Below are 19,396 nucleotides of genomic sequence, written 5' to 3'. Positions count from 1 at the left end.
CCGCCTTACCCCCGTGCCGCTACTACGCGATTGTAATGTTCCAGATAGACGAGCAGGATCGAGATGTCTGCCGGCGTTACCCCGGCAATTCGCGAAGCCTGGCCGATCGAGAGCGGCCGGATCTCGGAGAGCTTCTGTCTCGATTCGGATGAGAGGTTATGCACATCGTGATAGTCGATGTCGTCGGGGATCTTCTTCTTCTCCATCTTCCCGAGCCGCTCGACCTGGATCAACTGCTTCTCGATATACCCGGCATACTTGATCTGGATCTCTACCTGTTCCTTCATCTCTTCGGTCAGCGGGAGCGGCGACGGACTGACCCGCTCCACTTGCGCATAAGAAAGCTCCGGACGGCGCAGCAGCGACAAGGCATCTATGACTTGCGTCAGTGGCGAGGAGCTTCCCTCGGCCAGCATCGCCTGTGCGTTTTCGTCCTCCGGACGAATGCGCTCTGCCTTGAGACGTTTCACTTCCTGATCCACCAGTGCCTTCTTCTGCAAGAAGCGCTCATAGCGTGCTTCAGAGATCAGTCCAATCTCCCGGCCGAGCGGCGTTAGCCGCATATCGGCATTGTCATGCCGCAGCAGGAGCCGGTATTCTGCCCGCGATGTGAGCAGCCGATAGGGATCGTTGGTGCCTTTGGTCACTAGATCATCGATCATGACGCCGATGTAGCCCTGCGAGCGCTCGATGATGACCGGCTCCTTGCCGAGCACTTTGCGTGCGGCATTGATCCCGGCGATGATGCCCTGTCCTGCTGCTTCTTCATAACCCGACGTACCATTGATCTGACCGGCTGTGAACAGTCCCGGCACCAGCTTGGTCTCCAGAGTAGGCCACAGCTGCGTAGGCACGACTGCATCGTATTCGATGGCATAGCCGGTACGCATCATCTCCACTTTCTCCAGGCCGGGGATGGACCGCAGGATCGCCAGTTGGACATCCTCGGGCATGCTCGTCGACAGACCTTGGACATAATATTCCGACGTATGCTTGCCTTCAGGCTCCAGGAAGATCTGGTGCTTCGGCTTATCGGCGAAGCGGACGATCTTGTCCTCGATCGACGGGCAGTAACGCGGCCCTGTCCCTTCGATCGCTCCGGAGAACATCGGCGCGCGGTGGAGATTATCATTGATGATCTGATGGGTCTGCGCTGACGTATACGTCAGCCAACATGGCAATTGTTCATTGTCCGAGTATTCCGTTTCGTAGGAGAAGAACTTCGGCTGGGGATCTCCCGGCTGAATCTCCGTCTTGTCGAAATCGATCGTATCCCGATGGACGCGAGGCGGCGTGCCCGTCTTGAAACGGGCCAGCTCGAAGCCAAGCTCCTTTAAGCATTCGGACAGCTTGATCGACGGCTGCTGGTTGTTCGGACCGCTCTCATAGATGAGCTCACCCATGATGACTTTGCCGCGCAGGTACGTGCCGGTCGTCACGACAACCGCACGTCCGCGGTAAACGGCGCCGGTCTTGGTGATGACGCCGGTGCAGGCGCCGTCTTCGGTGATGAGCTCCTCCACCATCCCCTGACGCAAGGTCAGCCCGGGCGTTTCTTCGATCGTCTGCTTCAGTGTATGCTGGTACAGAAATTTGTCCGCTTGCGCACGCAGCGCATGAACGGCCGGCCCTTTGCCGGTATTGAGCATCCGCATCTGGATGAAAGTCTTGTCGATATTGCGTCCCATCTCGCCGCCGAGCGCATCGATCTCGCGCACGACATGACCTTTGGCGGGCCCGCCAATCGACGGGTTGCAAGGCATAAAAGCGACCATATCGAGATTGATCGTCAAGAGCAGCGTCTCGCAGCCCATCCGAGCAGCGGCAAGCGCCGCTTCGCAGCCGGCATGACCCGCCCCGATGACGATCACATCATATTGGCCTGCATCGTAACTCATGGCGTCTTCGCCTCACTTTCCTAGACAAAATTGGGAGAAAATCTGATCGATCAAGGAGTCGCCTGCTGTGTCGCCCAGGATCTCCCCGAGCCGCTCCCATGCGGTCCGGACATCGATCTGTATAATATCAATCGGTATGCCGCTCTCTGTCGCGACTACCGCATCTTGCAGCGATTGCATGGCTTGCTTGAGCAGGGCAATGTGCCGGGCATTGCTGACATAGGTATGATCTGTCGTCTCCAGCTGACCGCTGAAGAACAGCTCCGAGATCGCCTTCTCCAACTGCTCGAGCCCTTGCTCCTGCAGGACCGACATCTTCACTAGCGCCGCCGTCGGCAGAAGCCGCGTCACTTCCTCCGGATCGAGCTGCCCCGGAAGATCGGTCTTATTCATTATAACAACAACCTGGCGTCCGTGCAGGGATTCCATCAGTTCCCTCTCGTCAGCATGCAGCGGCTCCGCATGATTGAGAACGAGCAGGATCAGGTCAGCCTCCTGCAGCGCGCCCCGGGAACGCTCGACGCCGATTCGTTCGACGACGTCCGCCGTCTCCCGGAGGCCGGCCGTATCCAGCAGCTTGAGCGGGATGCCCCCCACCGTGACGAACTCCTCGATCACATCTCGGGTCGTCCCGGGGATGTCGGTAACGATCGCCCGGTTGTCCTGCGCCAGCGCGTTGAGCAGCGATGACTTGCCGACATTGGGACGACCGACGATCACGGTTGTGATGCCCTCTCGGAGGATCTTGCCTTCCGATGCCGTCTTGAGCAGCTGCTGGATCTCATCGATGAGAGGAAAGCATTGCTCGCGGATATACTGGTTGGTCATCTCCTCGACGTCATGCTCGGGATAGTCGATATTGACCTCAATATGCGCCAGCAGCTCGATCACCGTCTGCCGCAGCTCGCGGATCAGCCGGGACAGCTTGCCGTCCACCTGCTTGAGGGCGATGGAGAAGGCGCGATCCGACTTGGAGCGGATCAGGTCCATGACCGCTTCCGCCTGAGCCAGATCGATGCGCCCGTTTACGAAGGCCCGCCGGGTGAACTCGCCGGGTTCCGCCAGCCGCACCCCCTCCTGCTGAAGCACAAGATCGAGCACTTTTTTGACGGATATCACACCGCCGTGGGTGCTGATCTCGACCACATCCTCAGCGGTGAAAGACCGCGGTCCGATCATGATGGTGACGAGAACTTCCTCTATTGTCTCTCCGCTTCGAGGATCGAATATATGTCCATAATGAACCGTATGTGATGGCGCAGACCGGATGTCCGCTCTCGTCCGCAATAGCCCATGAACCGTCTTGACAGCATCCGGGCCGCTGACGCGGATAAGGGCGATCCCGCCTTCCCCGACGGCAGTCGAGATCGCGGCGATTGTGTCGTGCAGCATCATGATTCACCACCTTAGATATAGGTTAAATTTCAAAAAAGCAATGACTCGCTCAGGAGGCATCGCGTGGTCTGGAGATCAAAATCAAACGGGTCAAATGCGGCTCATGAAGCGGCTAAACCGCCTGCCCATATACGGGAGACGGTCATCGTAGGTTCATATTCATCAAGGCTTGGGAGCAATGACGACGCGCCGATGCGGCTCGTCCCCTTTGCTGTAGGTCTTCACCCGCTCGTGATGCTGCAGCCGAGAGTGAATGACCTTCCGCTCGTGAGCGGACATCGGCTCCAATACCACTTCTTTGCGAGTCCGGATGACGCGTCCGGCCAATCGGTCGGATAGAGCCTCCAGGGTCTTGCGTCTGCGTTCACGAAAATTCTCGGCATCAAGCACCAGTCGAAAATGGCTGTCGGTATATCGATTGGCCACAATATTGGCCAAATATTGCAAGGCATCGAGCGTTTGTCCGCGTCTGCCGATCATCATCCCCAGCTCTTCTCCGCCGGACAATGCCAGCACGAGACCTTCTCGGGATTGGTGATGCTCGACAGCGACGGTAATTCCCATCGTGCGTGCCACTTCGCGCAGGAAGGCTTCCGCCTCCTCTGCCGGATCCGGGATGACGTCCAGCTCGACGCGGGCATCCCTTGCCCCGATCAGTCCGAACAACCCTTTGGAGGGCTGCTCCAGGACAGTGATACGGACGCGATCCTCAGTCAATTGCAATTGCGATAACCCTTTGTGTACAGCATCTTCTACTGTTTTCCCTGATGCGACGAGTTTTTTCACTTGGCAGGAACCTCCTTGCCCTTGTCAGCATTGCGTACGTATAGGAAATAGTTTTGGATGATGGTGTAGATGTTACTGTATACCCAATAGAGCGGCAGCGCGGCCGGAAACGAAATCGCCATCACAAAGATCAATACCGGGAAAATCAGCATGATCGCTTGCAGAGGATTGTTCGGCTGCTGCGGCATCATCTTCGTCTGAAGATAGGTTGTAATGGCAGCTATAATCGGCAGGATGTAATACGGATCCGTCTGACCAAGCTGCAACCAGAGGAATGTATGCTCCCGGATCTGGTCGTTGCCGTAGATGGCATTGTACAACGCGATGAAAATCGGCATCTGAATGAGCAGCGGCAAACAACCCGCTAGCGGATTCACTTGATGCTGCTGAAACAGCTTCATCGTCTCTTCCTGCTGCTTCTTCGGATCATCCTTATACTTGTCCTTGATCTTCTTCATCTCAGGCTGCAGCGCCTGCATCGCTTTGGAGCTCTTATACTGCTTCAGTGTGAGCGGCAGGATAATCGTTCGCACGATGATCGTAAGCATCAGGATAGATAATCCGTACGAGCCTTGAAACCAGTTGGCAAAAGTGTCCAGCATGAGCGCGAAGTAATACACGACATTGCGCTCCCAGAAGTTACCTTGCAGCAGGTCTTCTGTTTTCGTCGTATGATCGGCCGGCACACAGCCTGCCAGGAAGACGACGAACAGCAGCATGGTGAGAACCAGCAGCCATCTTTTCTTTGTCATCCGAGACAACATCAAAACTCCTCTCTAAAGAGCAACTTGCACACTAAACTATACCATATCTTGTACCACAAAGAAACAGCCCGGACATCCGCCGATTGGCATCCTTTTCAGGAGCTCGACCGGGGCGGACGGGGCTTCAGCAGATTCGCTTTTTTCAGGACATGCAGGACGCTTTTCTCAAGCTCCTTGGAGGTCATCTGCACCGATGGCTTGCGGGCAATCAGGATCAGATCGGTATGATCGGCGATCCGTTCCGCATGAATTCTGACGATCTCCTTGAGCACCCGGCGCATCCGGTTGCGGACGACCGCATTGCCCAGCTTCTTGCTCACCGATACGCCCAGCCGGAACTGCGGGATATCGGGCTTCTTCGACCAATAGACGACCAACTGGCTGTTCGCGAACGACCGGCCGCCGCGATAGACCCGATTGAAGTCTTGTCTGTTGCGAAGACGCAGCTTTCTATGCACGTGCGTTTTCCTCCGTACCTCTCATACTTAAACCTGACTTTGGGGTTCCAACTAATTTAAAAAAAAGACCACTTGGCGGTGGTCTTCACGTTTACGCGCTCAATACTTTACGGCCCTTTTGGCGACGGGCGCTCAATACTTTGCGGCCATTTTTCGTGCTCATCCGTTTGCGGAAGCCATGCACTTTTTTGCGCTTGCTTACATTGGGTCTGAATGTCGGTCTCATTTTGCTTGCACCTCCCTGACACAATCTATAATAATGAACATTTATTCATCGTCTACCTTCAGAAAAAACGCCTTTTTCCATTTAACCACGTCTTCAATTAAAAGTCAATGCCGACTTCCATAGCCACTGGGCCTGGATCAAGCATCTTTCCACAGTTATCCACATTTCGACGGGAGTTGTCCATTTTCGCCGATTTTGGACATCTCGCCAGCTGTTTCGTCGGCAATTAGCAACATGTGTATAATTTTTTCGCTGATTTCCACAATTGCTGTCGAATCTTAACAAGATATAAACAATATCTTGTGTTGTCGATAACTTTTATACACAACCTATTGAAATTGTGGATAAAATCCGGAATCGCATTGAAATCAAGGGTTAATTTTGCTATGATAGATTTGTTTTCGTTGTGGATGAAGTTATTTAATCCCCATATTTATCAACAGCCTGTGGATAACATTGTGAACAATTGTTGTCCCCTTCTCATAACATCTGCTCCGTATGTCTTAACAATGTGGATAGATGACACGTTTCATCATTAATAAGAGGCGCATCAGTCTGCTAATGAGCTCTCCGCCGTCACACCGCGACGCGCGGAGTCGTTTTTGCACGAATGCTTTTGCGGTATATGCTATCTCCCTCCTTCATAACTTCGACATGCTGAGAGCGGACCGACCGGATAAGGAGTGACCGTCTGTGGATAACCATACCCACGAAATGTGGCAGCAAGTGTTATCGATTATCCAAACCAAATTAAGCAAACCCAGCTTCGACACCTGGTTCAAGGCGACCAAGGCGTCGTTTCTTAGCGATGACATGGTGGTCATCTCGGCGCCGACGACTTTTGCGGCAGAGTGGCTGGAGGGCCGTTATACCAAACTGGTGCGGACGACATTATATGAATATCTGGGGCGAGAGGTCGATATCAAGTTTGTGATCGAGGAGAATAAACCGTCAGAGCCGGCTTCTGCCCCGCCTCCGAACGTACCTGATACTCCGCAGGTGCAGGAAGAACCGTTCTCGCATATGCTCAATCCCAAATATACGTTTGACACCTTCGTCATCGGCGCCAACAACCGGTTTGCCCACGCTGCGTCGCTCGCCGTCGCCGAAGCGCCGGCCAAAGCGTATAATCCGCTGTTTTTGTATGGCGGCGTTGGACTGGGCAAGACGCATCTGATGCATGCGATCGGGCATTATATTATGGATCACAACCCGAGCACCCGCGTGCTCTATATCTCATCCGAGAAGTTCACCAACGAATTCATCAACGCGATCCGGGATAACCGGGGCGAGAGCTTCCGCATCAAATACCGCAATATCGACGTCCTGCTGATCGACGATATCCAGTTCCTCGCCGGCAAAGAGCAGACGCAGGAAGAGTTCTTCCATACCTTCAACGCCTTGCACGAGGAGCGCAAGCAGATCATCATCTCCTCCGACCGCCCGCCAAAGGAGATTCCGACCTTGGAGGAGCGACTCAGATCCCGCTTCGAGTGGGGACTGATCACCGATATCCAGCCGCCGGACCTGGAGACGCGGATCGCCATCCTGCGCAAGAAGGCCAAGGCCGAGAACCTGGATATCCCCAATGAAGCGATGGTCTACATCGCCAGCCAGATCGATACGAACATCCGCGAGCTCGAAGGCGCTCTCATCCGCGTCGTCGCCTACTCGTCGCTGATCAATGAAGACATCTCGTCCCATCTGGCTGCAGAGGCGCTCAAGGACATCATCCCCTCCAGCCGGCCGAAGATGATCACGATTCAGGACATCCAGCAGAAGGTGGGCGAGTTCTACGGCCTCAAACTGGAGGATTTTAAAGCGCGAAAGCGCACCAAAGCCGTCGCCTTCCCGCGGCAGATTGCCATGTACATCGCCAGAGAGGTGACGGACTACTCTCTGCCCAAGATTGGCGAGGCTTTCGGCGGACGGGACCACACAACCGTTATTCATGCTCATGAGAAGATCTATCAGCAGATCAAGCTTGACCAGGAGCTGTACAAGATCATTCAGAATTTGACCGAGAAGATCAAGACGAACACCTGAGAATCCCCCACAAGCAGGTATTTTGCGTGGGAGCCCGGAGACATCAGAATCGAACGGTTGTGGACAGCTGTCATAAACCTTTATAATTCAAGCAAGCCTATGCACACGATATACACATGTGGATAAGCTTGCTTGATCAGCGTTTTGTCCACTTATACACATATTCAGCGCCCCTACTACTACGACTACTATTTTTAAAAGATCTAAATAACATCTACACAGCAGCAACAAATGCAGCTCAGATCATGCCGTGCCCCAAACCCACTGGCCATTAGGAGTGAAACCATGAAATTAATGATCCTGAAAAACGAACTGAATGACGCGATTCAGCAAGTGGCCAAGGCGAGCTCATCCCGTCCAGCCATTCCGATCCTCGGCGGTATCAAGATCGATGTCACCCATCAAGGCGTCACGCTGACAGCTAGTGATACTGATATATCTATTCAGAGCTTCATTCCTGTAGAACTGGGAGACAAAGTAGCCGCCCGCATCGACAAGCCGGGAAGCGTCGTCCTGCCGGCCAAGTTTTTCGTCGAAATCATCAAAAAGCTGCCTGCGGACGAAGTCGAGATCGAAGTGCAGCAGCAGTTCCAAACGATGATCCGCTCCGGCTCGACGGATATCCAAATGGTCGGCCTTGACCCCGAGGAATTCCCGGTCTTGCCTTCCATCGAGATGCATGAAGCCTTTACGATGTCCGGCGAACTGCTGAAGATGATGATCCGCCAGACGACGATCGCAGCATCGACCAATGAACAGACACCGGTCCTGACCGGGGTGCTATGGAATCTGCATGAAGGACAATTCAAATTCGTCGCTACCGACCGCCACCGGCTTGCCAGCCGTACCGCCCAGGTGGACACAAGCTCCGAGCATCGCTTTGCGAACATTGTTGTCGCTGCCCGGACGCTGGGCGAGCTCTCGCGGCTGATCCCTGATCAGAATGCCCAGGTGGAGATCGTCGTCACGGACAACCAGATCCTCTTCAAGGTCGGCCGAGTGCTGTTCTATTCCAGGCTGCTCGATGGGACGTACCCGGATACGTCCAAGATCATCCCGCAAGCCTACAAGACGGAGCTGGTGCTGGACACGAAGACGCTGATCGAGGCGATCGACCGGGCCTATCTGATGTCGAGAGAAGAGCGGACCAACATCGTCCGCCTGATGACACTCGACGACGGCAGCATCGAGATCTCTTCGAGCTCCTCGGAGCTGGGACGGGTAACTGAGCAGCTGTCGCCTGTGTCCTATGAGGGAGAACCGCTGCGGATCGCCTTCAACTCCAAATATATGCTTGATACACTTAAGGTACTGGACAGCGAGCAGCTGTTCATCGGCTTTAACGGAGCAATGAGCCCGATCACGATCAAGCCGACCGACCACGAGCATAGCTTGCATCTGATCCTCCCTTACCGCACAACAAGCTAATGCCTAGAAGATTGGTGAAAAAGTGCCGGAAGTGGGGCGGAATTGTCCTGGAGAAGCGTAGCGCTCGCCTTTGTTCCTGGAATTCAACCCTTTTAAGAGGTGATCATCTAAGAATTCTGGGAACAACAGCGATCGGAAGGACGATCCGCACAACGGAGGCTTTATTTTCACCACACTTCTAAAAATGAGGTGACAACCATGAAAGAAATCCAAATCTCGACCGAATATATCGCGCTCGGTCAGTTCCTGAAGCTCGCCGAATGCATCGATACGGGCGGCCAGGCCAAGTTCTTCCTCCAGGAGCATGAGATTATCATCAATGGGGAAGCCGACAACCGCCGCGGCCGCAAGCTGTATCCCGGGGATAAGATCGAGGTCGCGGGGCACGGTTCTTTTACGGTCGGCAAGCGATGATGCCTGCGCGAGTGCGGGTCGGGGCCGCTCAGGAGGCAGTGAAAGCGTGCGACTAAAAAACATTCATTTGCAGCACTATCGGAATTATGCAGAACTGGATCTGGATACCGGTCACAGCGTCAATCTGTTCGTCGGTCCCAATGCTCAGGGCAAGACCAATCTGCTCGAGGCGATCTTCGCTCTGGCGCTGACCAAGTCCCATCGGACCAGCAAAGACAAGGAATTGATCGGTTGGCAAGGGAATACGGCCCGGATCCGGGGCGAAGTGGAGAAGAAGTACGGCAACGTCCAGCTTGACCTCACCTACTCGTCCCAGGGCAAGAAAGCCAGAATCAACGGACTGGAGCAGCGGAAGCTGAGTGATTTTGTCGGCACGCTCAACGTCGTCATGTTCGCTCCCGAGGATCTGGAGATTGTAAAAGGCACACCGGGCGTCCGCAGACGGTTTCTCGATATGGAGATCGGTCAGGTACAGCCCGGGTATTTGCATACGCTCCAGCAGTATGGCAAAGTACTGGTGCAGCGCAACAATTACCTTAAATCCGCTTATGGCGGCACCGTGCAGGAAGCGATGCTGGAGGTGTGGAATACCCAGCTTGCCGAGCATGGTGTTAAAATGATGAAAAAAAGGCAAACCTTTATCCATAAGCTCCAGCGCTGGACTGAACAGATCCATACCGGGATTACAAGCGGAGGGGAGGAGTTGCGGATCCAGTACCGGCCTTCCTTCGAGGCGGATGCTTCCCAAGATGAATCTGTTTTATTTGAGCAATTTATGATAAAGTTATCACAGGTTAGAGATCAGGAGCTGCGCAGAGGCATGACGATGATCGGTCCGCACCGCGACGATCTGGCATTCTTCATCAACGGCAAGGAGGCCCAGGTCTTCGGTTCGCAAGGACAGCAGCGGACGACCGCATTATCCCTCAAGCTGGCGGAGATCGAACTGATCCATGAGGAGATCGGAGAATACCCTCTGCTGCTGCTGGACGATGTTCTCTCGGAGCTCGACCAGAACCGGCAGAATCAATTGATCGCGACCTTCCAGGGCAAGGTTCAGACCTTTATCACCACTACAGGACTGGAGAGCGTCGAACTGGGCAAGCTGCACGATGCCGGCGTATATCATGTACAAGACGGGCAGGTCGCCCACTAAACAAGCGGCCTAGCCCGTCTTGCGAGGTTCTTTGCAGGAATTGAAGTCTTGATAAAGGGGTGGATCGGATGTATATCCATTTGGGCGGCGAGAAAATCATTCGTGCCATGGAGCTTGTAGCGATCTTTGATATTTCGATCGAGCAGTCCTCCAAATTGTCCAAGCAATTTGTAGCAGGTGCTCGCAAGCGCAAAGATGTCGAAGTCATCGGCGAGGAAGAAGCCAAATCCATCGTCGTTACCAAGCAAAAAATCTATTATTCACCCATATCATCCTCCACGCTGAAGAAGCGCGCGCATCATTTCGCAGCGAATTAGGCAGGGAATCAGGTGTGAGCAGTCGAGAGGAGCAGTGGAACAAGCATGTCATCTAATCAACACACGTATGATGAGAGTCAGATCCAGGTTCTGGAGGGGCTCGAAGCGGTACGCAAGCGCCCAGGGATGTATATCGGCTCAACCAGCGTAAAAGGTCTTCACCATCTCGTATGGGAGGTCGTCGATAACAGTATCGACGAGGCGCTGGCCGGCTATTGCGACCGGATCGAAGTGAATATCCACGAAGACAACCGGATCACCGTCATCGACAACGGACGGGGCATCCCGGTCGGCGAGCATGCCAAGATGAAGAAGTCTGTGCTAGAGGTTGTCATGACCGTCCTTCATGCCGGGGGCAAGTTCGGCGGCGAAGGCTACAAAGTGTCTGGCGGCCTGCATGGTGTCGGCGTCTCGGTCGTCAACGCACTCTCCGAGCATCTGCTCGTCAAGGTCAGCCGCGACGGCAACGTCTATCAACAGGAATATCGCCGCGGCGCTCCGCAGTACGATGTCAAGGTGGTCGGTGACAGCGAGTCGACCGGTACGGCGATTACCTTCAAACCGGATGCCGATATCTTCACCGAGACGACGATCTATGATTATGACACGCTGCAGTCCCGGATCCGGGAGCTGGCTTTCCTGAACAAAGGTATCGAGATCGTTCTGCATGACGAGCGCACCGGCACCGGGCAGACGTTCATCTACGAAGGCGGCATCAAGGAGTTCGTCACCTATCTGAACCGCAACCGTGAAGCGCTGCATGAGCAGCCGATCTATGTGGAGGGCACCCGCGACCATATCCAGGTCGAGATCGCGCTGCAGTACAACGACAGCTATACAGAGAGTATCTACTCTTTTGCCAATAATATTAACACCCATGAAGGCGGTACTCATGAATCCGGCTTCAAGAGCGCACTGACACGCATCATCAACGATTATGCACGCAAATCCGGGATGATCCGCGACAACGACTCCAATCTCTCCGGGGATGATGTCCGGGAAGGATTGACGGCGATCATCTCCGTCAAAATCCCGGATCCGCAGTTCGAAGGTCAGACCAAGACCAAGCTGGGCAACAGCGAGGTGCGCGGCATCGTCGAATCGCTGTTCGCCGAGAAGCTGCAGGAGTTCCTCGAAGAGAACCCGTCAGTCTCCCGCAAAGTGCTGGAGAAGGCGCTCTCGGCGGCTCGTGCAAGGGAAGCGGCCCGCAAGGCGCGGGAGCTGACGCGGCGCAAGAGTGCGCTTGAAGTCAGTTCCTTGCCCGGCAAGTTGGCCGACTGTTCCTCCAAGGATGCGTCGATCAGTGAACTGTACATCGTCGAAGGCGACTCCGCCGGCGGCTCGGCCAAGCAAGGCCGGGACCGGCACTTCCAGGCGATCCTGCCGCTGCGCGGCAAGATCCTCAACGTCGAGAAGGCACGGCTGGACCGTATTCTCGGCAACGCCGAGATCCGGGCGATCATCACGGCGCTCGGCACCGGCATCAGCGACGACTTCGACATCCAGAAGGCGCGTTACCACAAGATCATCATCATGACCGATGCCGACGTCGACGGCGCCCATATCCGGACGCTGCTGCTGACGTTCTTCTACCGGTACATGAGCAAGATCATCGAAGCCGGATATATCTACATCGCCCAGCCGCCGCTGTTCAAGCTGGAGCGCGGCAAGGTGGTCCGTTACGCGCAGTCGGAAGCGGAGCGGGAGCAGATCATGGCCGAGTTCGGCGAGGGCGCCAAGGTGGGTGTTCAGCGTTATAAAGGCTTGGGCGAGATGAACGCGACGCAGCTATGGGAGACGACCATGGATCCCGAGAGCCGCAGCATGCTGCAGGTGACGATCGAGGACGCGATCGAAGCCGATGCCGTATTCGATACGCTCATGGGGGACAACGTCGAGCCGCGGCGCGACTTTATCCAGAGCAACGCGAAGTACGTGAAGAATCTGGACGTATAGCCAGTACACTGAGGTTTGCTTTTTCCATGCTTTTTAGCAAGGGATAAGCAAGCCTTTTTTGTTATAATTTACCATATATTTAGTTTTTTTCGTAGTTAACAAGCATTAATGTTGGGATAATCGCTGCAAATGTAGTAAGATATAGGTCGAGAAACTGAAAAAATAGGTTCAAAAGACGTGCTTCATCCCGTAAGGAGGCCTAACCATGACAACCTTGCAAATGAGAATGAGCGCGGCAGGAGAGTATCTGCTTACCCGCAGTGACGAATTGGCCGACCAGGTAACGGCCAGACAATATCAGCTCCAGCCGGAACTGGAACAGCGATTCGGTCCGGCTGGCTATAAAAAAACGAGGCAGGACACATTGTATAACATACGCTACCTGTCCCAGAGCATACAGATTCAGAGTCCGCTGCTCTTCGCCAGCTACATCACCTGGCTGAAGGTGCTGCTGGAGGGCTATAAGATTACCTCCGATGATCTGCTGATCAACCTCCGTTGTCTCAGACAGGTGATTGAGGAACAGATGGAGCTCCAGATGCTGGAGGTGATCAACCCGTATATCGAGCAGGCACTGCAGCAGATTGCCGCCCCGCTGGAGCCCGAGGAATCGCATCTTACGAGGAGCGGGCTGCGAGAGGAAGCCGAGCAATATGCCAGCATGTTGCTCGGCGGAGACCGGAGCGGCGCCAGCCTGTTGATCATGGATCTGGTCAAGCGGCAGGTGCCGATTATGGATATTTACCTACACATCTTCCAGCAGGCTCAGTATGAGATCGGCCGACTATGGCAGACCAACAAAATTACGGTCGCCCAAGAGCATTATTTTACGGCAGCGACCCAGTCGATCATGTCCCAGCTGTATCCGTATATTTTCTCCAATACTCCGACCGGACCGCGCATGGTAGCGGCTTGCGTAGGGGAGGAATTGCATGAGATCGGTCTGCGTATGCTATCGGATATGTTCGAGATGAACGGATGGGACACGTATTACACAGGGGCTAATGTCCCGGTCCCGGACATTATCGATACCTTAGTTGAACGCAAGGCCGATGTCCTGGCGCTGTCTGTGACGATGACCTACCATGTGACGCTGGTCAAAGAGCTGATCGGGAATATCCGTGAGCATGTAGAATGCCGGCAGGTGAAGATTCTCGTCGGCGGACTGCCGTTTAATATTGACAAAAAGCTGTGGAAAAGCGTCGGAGCGGACGGCTATGCCCCCGATGCGAAAGAAGCATTGCAGACAGCCAATGATTTATTGCTGCAATAAGGAGCGAGCGTAGGAGGATGGAGCAGTGAGCGAGGATCAGGGTCAAGTCATTGCACTACTATGCAGTACCGATGGCGTTATCATAGAGATTATAAGAGATGATCTGCTGATCACCGAGCAATTGGATACTCGCAGCGGCTTTCGTTCGGTGATGGATGAATTGAACGCTCACAAATTCAAGGAATTCCTGACGGAGCTTAGCGAGCGACAAGCGGTGTTCAACTGGGAGATCAATCTGATCACGGGCAAAGGTAACGAGTTATTGTATTTTAACGGAGGGATGTTCGAGGAACGCGCGCTCGTCGTAGGGTCCACCTACCATACGAATTATTCGTACTTCTACGACGAACTGATGAAGATCAACAACCAGCAGATGGTTTCCCTGCGCGAGACGATCAAGAAGCTGTCTCAGGAAATGGTGTTCAAAATGGAGCAGGAGCTCAAAAATTACGACGAGTTCTCCGCCTTGAACAATGAACTGGTATCCCTGCAGCGCAAGCTCGCCAAGACCAACATGGAGCTCAAGCTGGCCAAGGAAAACGCCGAGCAGGCTAATCGGACCAAAAGCATTTTCCTGGCGACCATGAGCCATGAGATCCGGACCCCGATGAACGGTATCATCGCCAGCAGCGAGCTGCTGATGTATTCTCCGCTTCAAGATTCCCAGAAACAGACCGTATCCGTCATCCTCGAGTCCGGTCAGCTGCTGCTCAGTATTATCAACGACATCCTCGATTTGTCCAAGATCGAAGCGGGCGAGATGAAGCTGGAAGAACAGATCTTCCATCTGCATACGATGATCAACAATGTGACGGAGCTGCTGCAATCCCGTGCCAAAGAAAAAGGCAATCGCCTTACCTTTTATCTCGATCCCCAGATTCATGAATATCTCGTGGGCGATGCCAACCGGCTCAGCCAGATTCTGATCAACTTCGTGGGCAATGCCATCAAGTTTACCTCGAACGGTCAGATCGATATCCGTTTCTTCTTGCTGGCTGACACCGGACCAAGACAGAATCTGCGTTTTGAAGTGAAGGATACCGGTATCGGCATTGACGAGGAGAACTGCAAAAAGCTGTTCCAGCCTTTTTTCCAGGTGGATCAATCGTTCGCCACCAAAAATAGCTCGACAGGGCTGGGCCTGTCCATCTCGAAACGGCTGGTCGAGATGATGAATGGCTCGATCGGCGTCAACAGCGAAGTGGGCAGCGGCTCTACCTTTTGGGTGGAGCTCGAGCTGGACAAAGCGAAGACGGAGGGGCGTGCGGAAGCGCGTGAAGTGTCGGGACAGGTGCAGCAGCTGCACCGCAAAGACCTGACGACGCCTATTCTGTTGGCTGAAGACAATACAGTTAATCAGCGGATCTCGATGCTGCAGCTGCAGCAGCTCGGCTTTCATCAGATTACGCTTGCGACCAACGGCGAAGAAGCAATTCGACTCTGGCAGGAGCACAAGCCCGGGCTCATCCTCATGGACAATCAGATGCCTGAACGCAACGGCTTTGAGGCCACCCAGATGATCCGCGAACTGGAGCGGCTGGTACCGGACAGTCCACGCGTGCCGATCATCTCGATCACGGCCAATGCGATGAAAGGCGATAAGGAACGGGCACTGGAAGCAGGGATGGACGACTATCTGACCAAGCCGGTCCAACTGGGCAAGCTTAAGGAGATGCTGAACCGCTGGCTTCCCGATCTTGCTCTGTCGCCGGAAGAACGGCAGCGGGAAGAGCTGGATCAGCTGCTGGACCGTTCAACCGTCAGCGAGATCGTAGCGCAGCCTTGGGGGGAGGAGGACAAGGAGATCCTCAAGCAACTGATCGACATGTATGAGCAAGAAACGCCTGCCAAGCTTGAGGAACTGAGACAATGGATCGGATCGGCTGAATATGGCAAAGCCGAGCAGTTGGCCCATCACATCAAGTCTTCCAGCGTCAGTATCGGGATGTCATTGCTGGCAGAGGTTCTGTCGACAGTGGAACGGATGGCCGGCGAGCGGAAGGAGACAGGTTACGGCCAGGTGCTGGAACGGTTGGAGCAGCTGTTCCGGAAGTCCTGCCAAGCCTTTAGAAGCATGATTGATGAATAACTATGCGAGCCCGTCAGCCCTCTACCGGCTAGCGGGCTTTTATTTTCTAGGGCTTCACAACGTATTTAAACCCTCGAAGTAAAGCTCCACTTTGTGGGTTATTTACGTGCAAACCTGCCGTAGGCCCTACCGTACCGATACACTTTGCGGAAAATGCTGCGGTCTTTCAATTTGCGGAAGATGTAAGGATCTGGCTTCGTATTGACTTCAAGGATCCATGGCCGCATCTGGGTATCAATGGCAACATCGATACCGATCTCCTTGAGCCCCGGGTATACCTGCTGCAGCCGCTGAGCCGTTTGTACACCCAGCTTCTCCAGTCTGGCGGCATAGCTGCGGTGTTCTGCCTGCGGCAGATGCGTAGCTAGCAGATCGCCAAAAGCCATCGGGGTACCGCCGCTGTGGTAGTTGGTGACGATCTTGCCGGGATGAGCCAGCCGTCCGATCAGTCCTGTCGTCTCCCACTGTCCGGAAGGGCTCTTCTGCACCATTACGCGCAGGTCAAAACGCCGCTTGCGGTAACGCAAGAGATGGATGCCGCGCTGAACGAGGTAGGTGCGATTGCCGATCATATTTTTCAAACTTTGATACATGGCATCGTAAGAGGCGAAGGAGCGGACGCGCATGTTCTCCTGATACTGGTACCCCTCTCCCGCTGTCTCCACCCGGATCACCCCGATGCCATAGGTCCCCCGGTCCGGTTTGACATAGACCATGCCGTACTGTCTCAGCATCGCAGAGAGCGACTCCTGAGAGAGCTTTCTGGTATGAGGGATGTAAGCTGCCACTTTCTCGCTTCCGAGCAAGACGCTCGTTTTGCTCCATTTGCTTACTACACGCTGGATTGCCAACGATTCTTCCACCTTTCGCGTCCGGATATGAAAATATCTTGCCTTGGGGTGCACACTTCCGCTACAAGGAATGGTATAATAAATCATACGTGACCTCTGACAGGCTATGCGATACGCTTGCCGCCATTATGTATCCTATGAAACCTAAGGGTGCAGAGGCAGCGGCGGATACCCAGCCTGCTCGGAAGGTTTAATTGTGCCGTTTAAGTGAAAGTAATATAATAGGTTCTAGCAAGATCGGGATGCTTTTGCGCAGGCGGCAGCTTCAGCCGGCAAGGCGGGCAGCCGTTTACGCTAAGGATACGTCAGGAGGTTTAGCATGGCCGAAGAGCATTTGAATTCTCAGATACGCGATCGTGATATCGGCGTTGAGATGAGAGACTCATTTATGGATTACGCGATGAGCATCATCGTCAGCCGCGCCCTGCCGGACGTCAGGGACGGTCTCAAGCCGGTGCACAGGCGGATTCTGTTTGCAATGTCGGAGTTGGGGATGTCGCCGGACAAGCCCTACAAGAAGTCTGCCCGGATCGTAGGCGAGGTCATCGGCAAGTATCACCCGCATGGCGATTCTGCCGTCTATGAGACGATGGTACGGATGGCGCAGGATTTCTCGCTCCGGTATATGCTGGTGGACGGGCACGGCAACTTCGGCTCGATCGATGGCGATATGGCAGCGGCGATGCGGTACACGGAAGCGCGCCTGTCCAAGATCGCGATGGAGATGCTGCGCGACATCAACAAAGAGACGATCGATTTCGTCCCGAACTATGACGGCGAAGAAGAGGAGCCGGCCGTACTGCCAGCCAGATTCCCCAATCTCTTGGTCAATGGCGTCTCCGGGATTGCGGTAGGCATGGCCACCAACATTCCTCCGCATAACCTGGTTGAAGTCATCGACGGCGTTCAGGCGATGATCGAGAATCCGGATATCAGCTCGCTGGAGCTGATGGAATACGTCAAGGGTCCGGACTTCCCTACCGCAGGCATCGTCATGGGCAAGGAAGGCATCCGTCAGGCTTACTCGACCGGACGAGGCTCCGTCACAATGCGGGCACGCGCCTCGATCGAAGAGAATGGCGGCAAGGCGCGCATCATTGTTCACGAGATCCCTTACCAGGTGAACAAGGCCCGACTCGTCGAGAAGATCGCAGAGCTGGTGCGGGAGAAGAAGATCGACGGCATCACCGATCTGCGGGATGAGAGTGATCGCAACGGGATGCGGATCGTCGTCGAGCTGCGGCGCGATGTCAATCCCAACGTTGTACTGAACAATCTGTACAAGCAGACTCAGATGCAGTCGAACTTCGGCATCAACATGATCGCCCTGGTAGGCGGCGAACCGAAGGTATTGAGTCTCAAGGACATGCTGCATCACTACCTGGAGCATCAGATCGAGGTCATCCGCAGACGGACGGAGTTTGATCTGAAGAAAGCGGAAGCGCGCGCTCATATCCTTGAAGGCTTGCGCATCGCACTCGATCATCTGGATGAAGTCATCCAGCTGATCCGGGCGTCCAGGACAGCCGATGAAGCCCGTGACGGCCTGATCAGCCGGTTCGAGCTGAGCTACGAGCAAGCCCAGGCGATTCTGGACATGCGTCTGCAGCGTCTGACAGGCCTGGAGCGGGACAAGATCGAAGCCGAGTATGCCGAGCTGCTGCAGCGGATCGCCGAGCTCAGAGCCATCCTGGCCGACCAGCAGCTGGTGCTGCAGATCATCGGCGAGGAGCTTAATGAGATCAAAGAGCGCTTCGGCGACGAACGACGCACCGAGCTGACACTCAGCGATGAGGAGATCATGGATGAAGACCTGATTCCGCAGGAGGATGTCATCGTAACGATCACGCACTCCGGCTACGTCAAGCGTCTGCCCGTGACAACCTATCGCAGTCAGAAGCGCGGCGGCCGCGGCGTCATCGGCATGGAGACCAAGGATGACGACTATGTCGAGCATCTGTATGTCACCAATACGCATCATTTCCTGCTGTTCTTTACGAACAAAGGCAAGGTGTATCGTCTAAAGGCTTATGAGATTCCGGATCTCAGCCGGACTGCGCGGGGGACGCCGATCATCAATCTGATCCAGATCGAGCAGGGAGAGATGGTCAAAGCGGTCATCCCGGTACCGGCCTTTGATCCGGATCACTATCTCTTCTTCGCTACCCGTCAGGGAATCGTGAAGAAGACATCGCTTGAAGACTATGCGAATATCCGCAAGGTCGGCCTGATCGCGATCTCGCTGCGCGAGGATGATGATCTGGTCGGCGTCAAGCTGACCGATGGCAAGCAGGAGATTATCATGGGCACTGCGCAAGGTATGTCCATCCGCTATCCCG

The 19,396-nt window shown here is 54.6% G+C and carries 16 protein-coding genes (1 of these 16 running past the window's edge); 9 read left to right on the top strand and 7 right to left on the bottom strand.

The features are described from left to right. Positions 1–5 precede the first annotated feature (5 nt). The 6 genes from mnmG to rpmH form a co-directional block, all read right to left on the bottom strand. A complete protein-coding gene (gene mnmG, locus ABC336_RS14980; RefSeq protein WP_413239391.1) occupies positions 6–1,898 on the bottom strand; it encodes a tRNA uridine-5-carboxymethylaminomethyl(34) synthesis enzyme MnmG in 1,893 nt (630 codons plus the stop codon). Positions 1,899–1,910: 12 nt separating this feature from the next. Further along, entirely contained in the window at positions 1,911–3,290 is a 1,380-nt protein-coding gene (mnmE, locus tag ABC336_RS14975; protein ID WP_413242525.1) for a tRNA uridine-5-carboxymethylaminomethyl(34) synthesis GTPase MnmE, read from the bottom strand. Between the two features lie 165 nt (positions 3,291–3,455). After that, complete coding sequence (gene jag, locus ABC336_RS14970; RefSeq protein ID WP_413239390.1) at positions 3,456–4,079, bottom strand: RNA-binding cell elongation regulator Jag/EloR; 624 nt, start codon at positions 4,077–4,079, stop codon at positions 3,456–3,458. Beyond that, positions 4,076–4,831: a YidC/Oxa1 family membrane protein insertase gene (locus tag ABC336_RS14965; RefSeq protein WP_020620976.1), complete on the bottom strand. Its 756-nt coding sequence runs from the start codon at positions 4,829–4,831 to the stop codon at positions 4,076–4,078. The genes jag and ABC336_RS14965 overlap by 4 nt, the downstream gene beginning before the upstream one ends. 107 nt (positions 4,832–4,938) lie before the next feature. Further along, positions 4,939–5,301 (bottom strand): ribonuclease P protein component, encoded by a 363-nt coding sequence (rnpA, locus tag ABC336_RS14960; protein ID WP_413239389.1) that lies wholly within the window; start codon positions 5,299–5,301, stop codon positions 4,939–4,941. Positions 5,302–5,392: 91 nt separating this feature from the next. After that, positions 5,393–5,527 (bottom strand): 50S ribosomal protein L34, encoded by a 135-nt coding sequence (gene rpmH / locus ABC336_RS14955; RefSeq protein WP_028563561.1) that lies wholly within the window; start codon positions 5,525–5,527, stop codon positions 5,393–5,395. 693 nt (positions 5,528–6,220) lie between these two features. On the opposite strand from rpmH, the gene dnaA reads away from it, so the two are divergent. The 8 genes from dnaA to ABC336_RS14915 all read left to right on the top strand — a co-directional run bounded on the left by dnaA (position 6,221) and on the right by ABC336_RS14915 (position 16,206). After that, on the top strand, positions 6,221–7,573 hold the full coding sequence (dnaA, locus tag ABC336_RS14950) for a chromosomal replication initiator protein DnaA (RefSeq protein WP_413239388.1): 1,353 nt from the start codon (positions 6,221–6,223) through the stop codon (positions 7,571–7,573). Positions 7,574–7,858: 285 nt separating this feature from the next. Next, complete coding sequence (gene dnaN, locus ABC336_RS14945; RefSeq protein WP_413239387.1) at positions 7,859–9,001, top strand: DNA polymerase III subunit beta; 1,143 nt, start codon at positions 7,859–7,861, stop codon at positions 8,999–9,001. A gap of 198 nt (positions 9,002–9,199) precedes the next feature. Then, a complete protein-coding gene (gene yaaA, locus ABC336_RS14940; protein ID WP_413239386.1) occupies positions 9,200–9,415 on the top strand; it encodes a S4 domain-containing protein YaaA in 216 nt (71 codons plus the stop codon). A gap of 46 nt (positions 9,416–9,461) precedes the next feature. Next, positions 9,462–10,571, top strand: coding sequence for a DNA replication/repair protein RecF (recF, locus tag ABC336_RS14935; RefSeq protein WP_413239385.1), 1,110 nt, complete (start codon positions 9,462–9,464; stop codon positions 10,569–10,571). A 68-nt stretch (positions 10,572–10,639) separates the two neighbouring features. Further along, complete coding sequence (remB, locus tag ABC336_RS14930) at positions 10,640–10,888, top strand: extracellular matrix regulator RemB (protein WP_413239384.1); 249 nt, start codon at positions 10,640–10,642, stop codon at positions 10,886–10,888. 45 nt (positions 10,889–10,933) lie between these two features. Continuing rightward, the gene (gene gyrB / locus ABC336_RS14925) at positions 10,934–12,844 is read left to right on the top strand and encodes a DNA topoisomerase (ATP-hydrolyzing) subunit B (protein ID WP_413239383.1); all 1,911 of its coding nucleotides are present in this window, start codon (positions 10,934–10,936) and stop codon (positions 12,842–12,844) included. A 205-nt stretch (positions 12,845–13,049) separates the two neighbouring features. Further along, positions 13,050–14,117, top strand: a complete 1,068-nt coding sequence (locus ABC336_RS14920; protein ID WP_413239382.1) for a cobalamin-dependent protein — start codon at positions 13,050–13,052, stop codon at positions 14,115–14,117. A 25-nt stretch (positions 14,118–14,142) separates the two neighbouring features. After that, on the top strand, positions 14,143–16,206 hold the full coding sequence (locus ABC336_RS14915) for an ATP-binding protein (RefSeq protein ID WP_413239381.1): 2,064 nt from the start codon (positions 14,143–14,145) through the stop codon (positions 16,204–16,206). 98 nt (positions 16,207–16,304) lie between these two features. On the opposite strand, the gene ABC336_RS14910 is transcribed toward ABC336_RS14915, so the two are convergent. Further along, the gene (locus ABC336_RS14910; protein WP_413239380.1) at positions 16,305–17,057 is read right to left on the bottom strand and encodes a YheC/YheD family protein; all 753 of its coding nucleotides are present in this window, start codon (positions 17,055–17,057) and stop codon (positions 16,305–16,307) included. Positions 17,058–17,376: 319 nt separating this feature from the next. Between ABC336_RS14910 and gyrA the strand changes: the two genes are divergently transcribed. Further along, positions 17,377–19,396: the 5' portion of a DNA gyrase subunit A gene (gene gyrA, locus ABC336_RS14905; protein ID WP_413239379.1), read on the top strand. It continues 491 nt past the right edge of the window; 2,020 of the gene's 2,511 nt are visible here — the first part of the coding sequence; the start codon lies at positions 17,377–17,379; its stop codon lies off the right edge, out of view.

Source organism: Paenibacillus jepli (assembly GCF_047238105.1).
Lineage (GTDB): Bacteria > Bacillota > Bacilli > Paenibacillales > Paenibacillaceae > Paenibacillus_D.
Note: the sequence above shows the minus strand (reverse complement) of the source record. Positions and strands in the feature narration are given on the sequence as shown.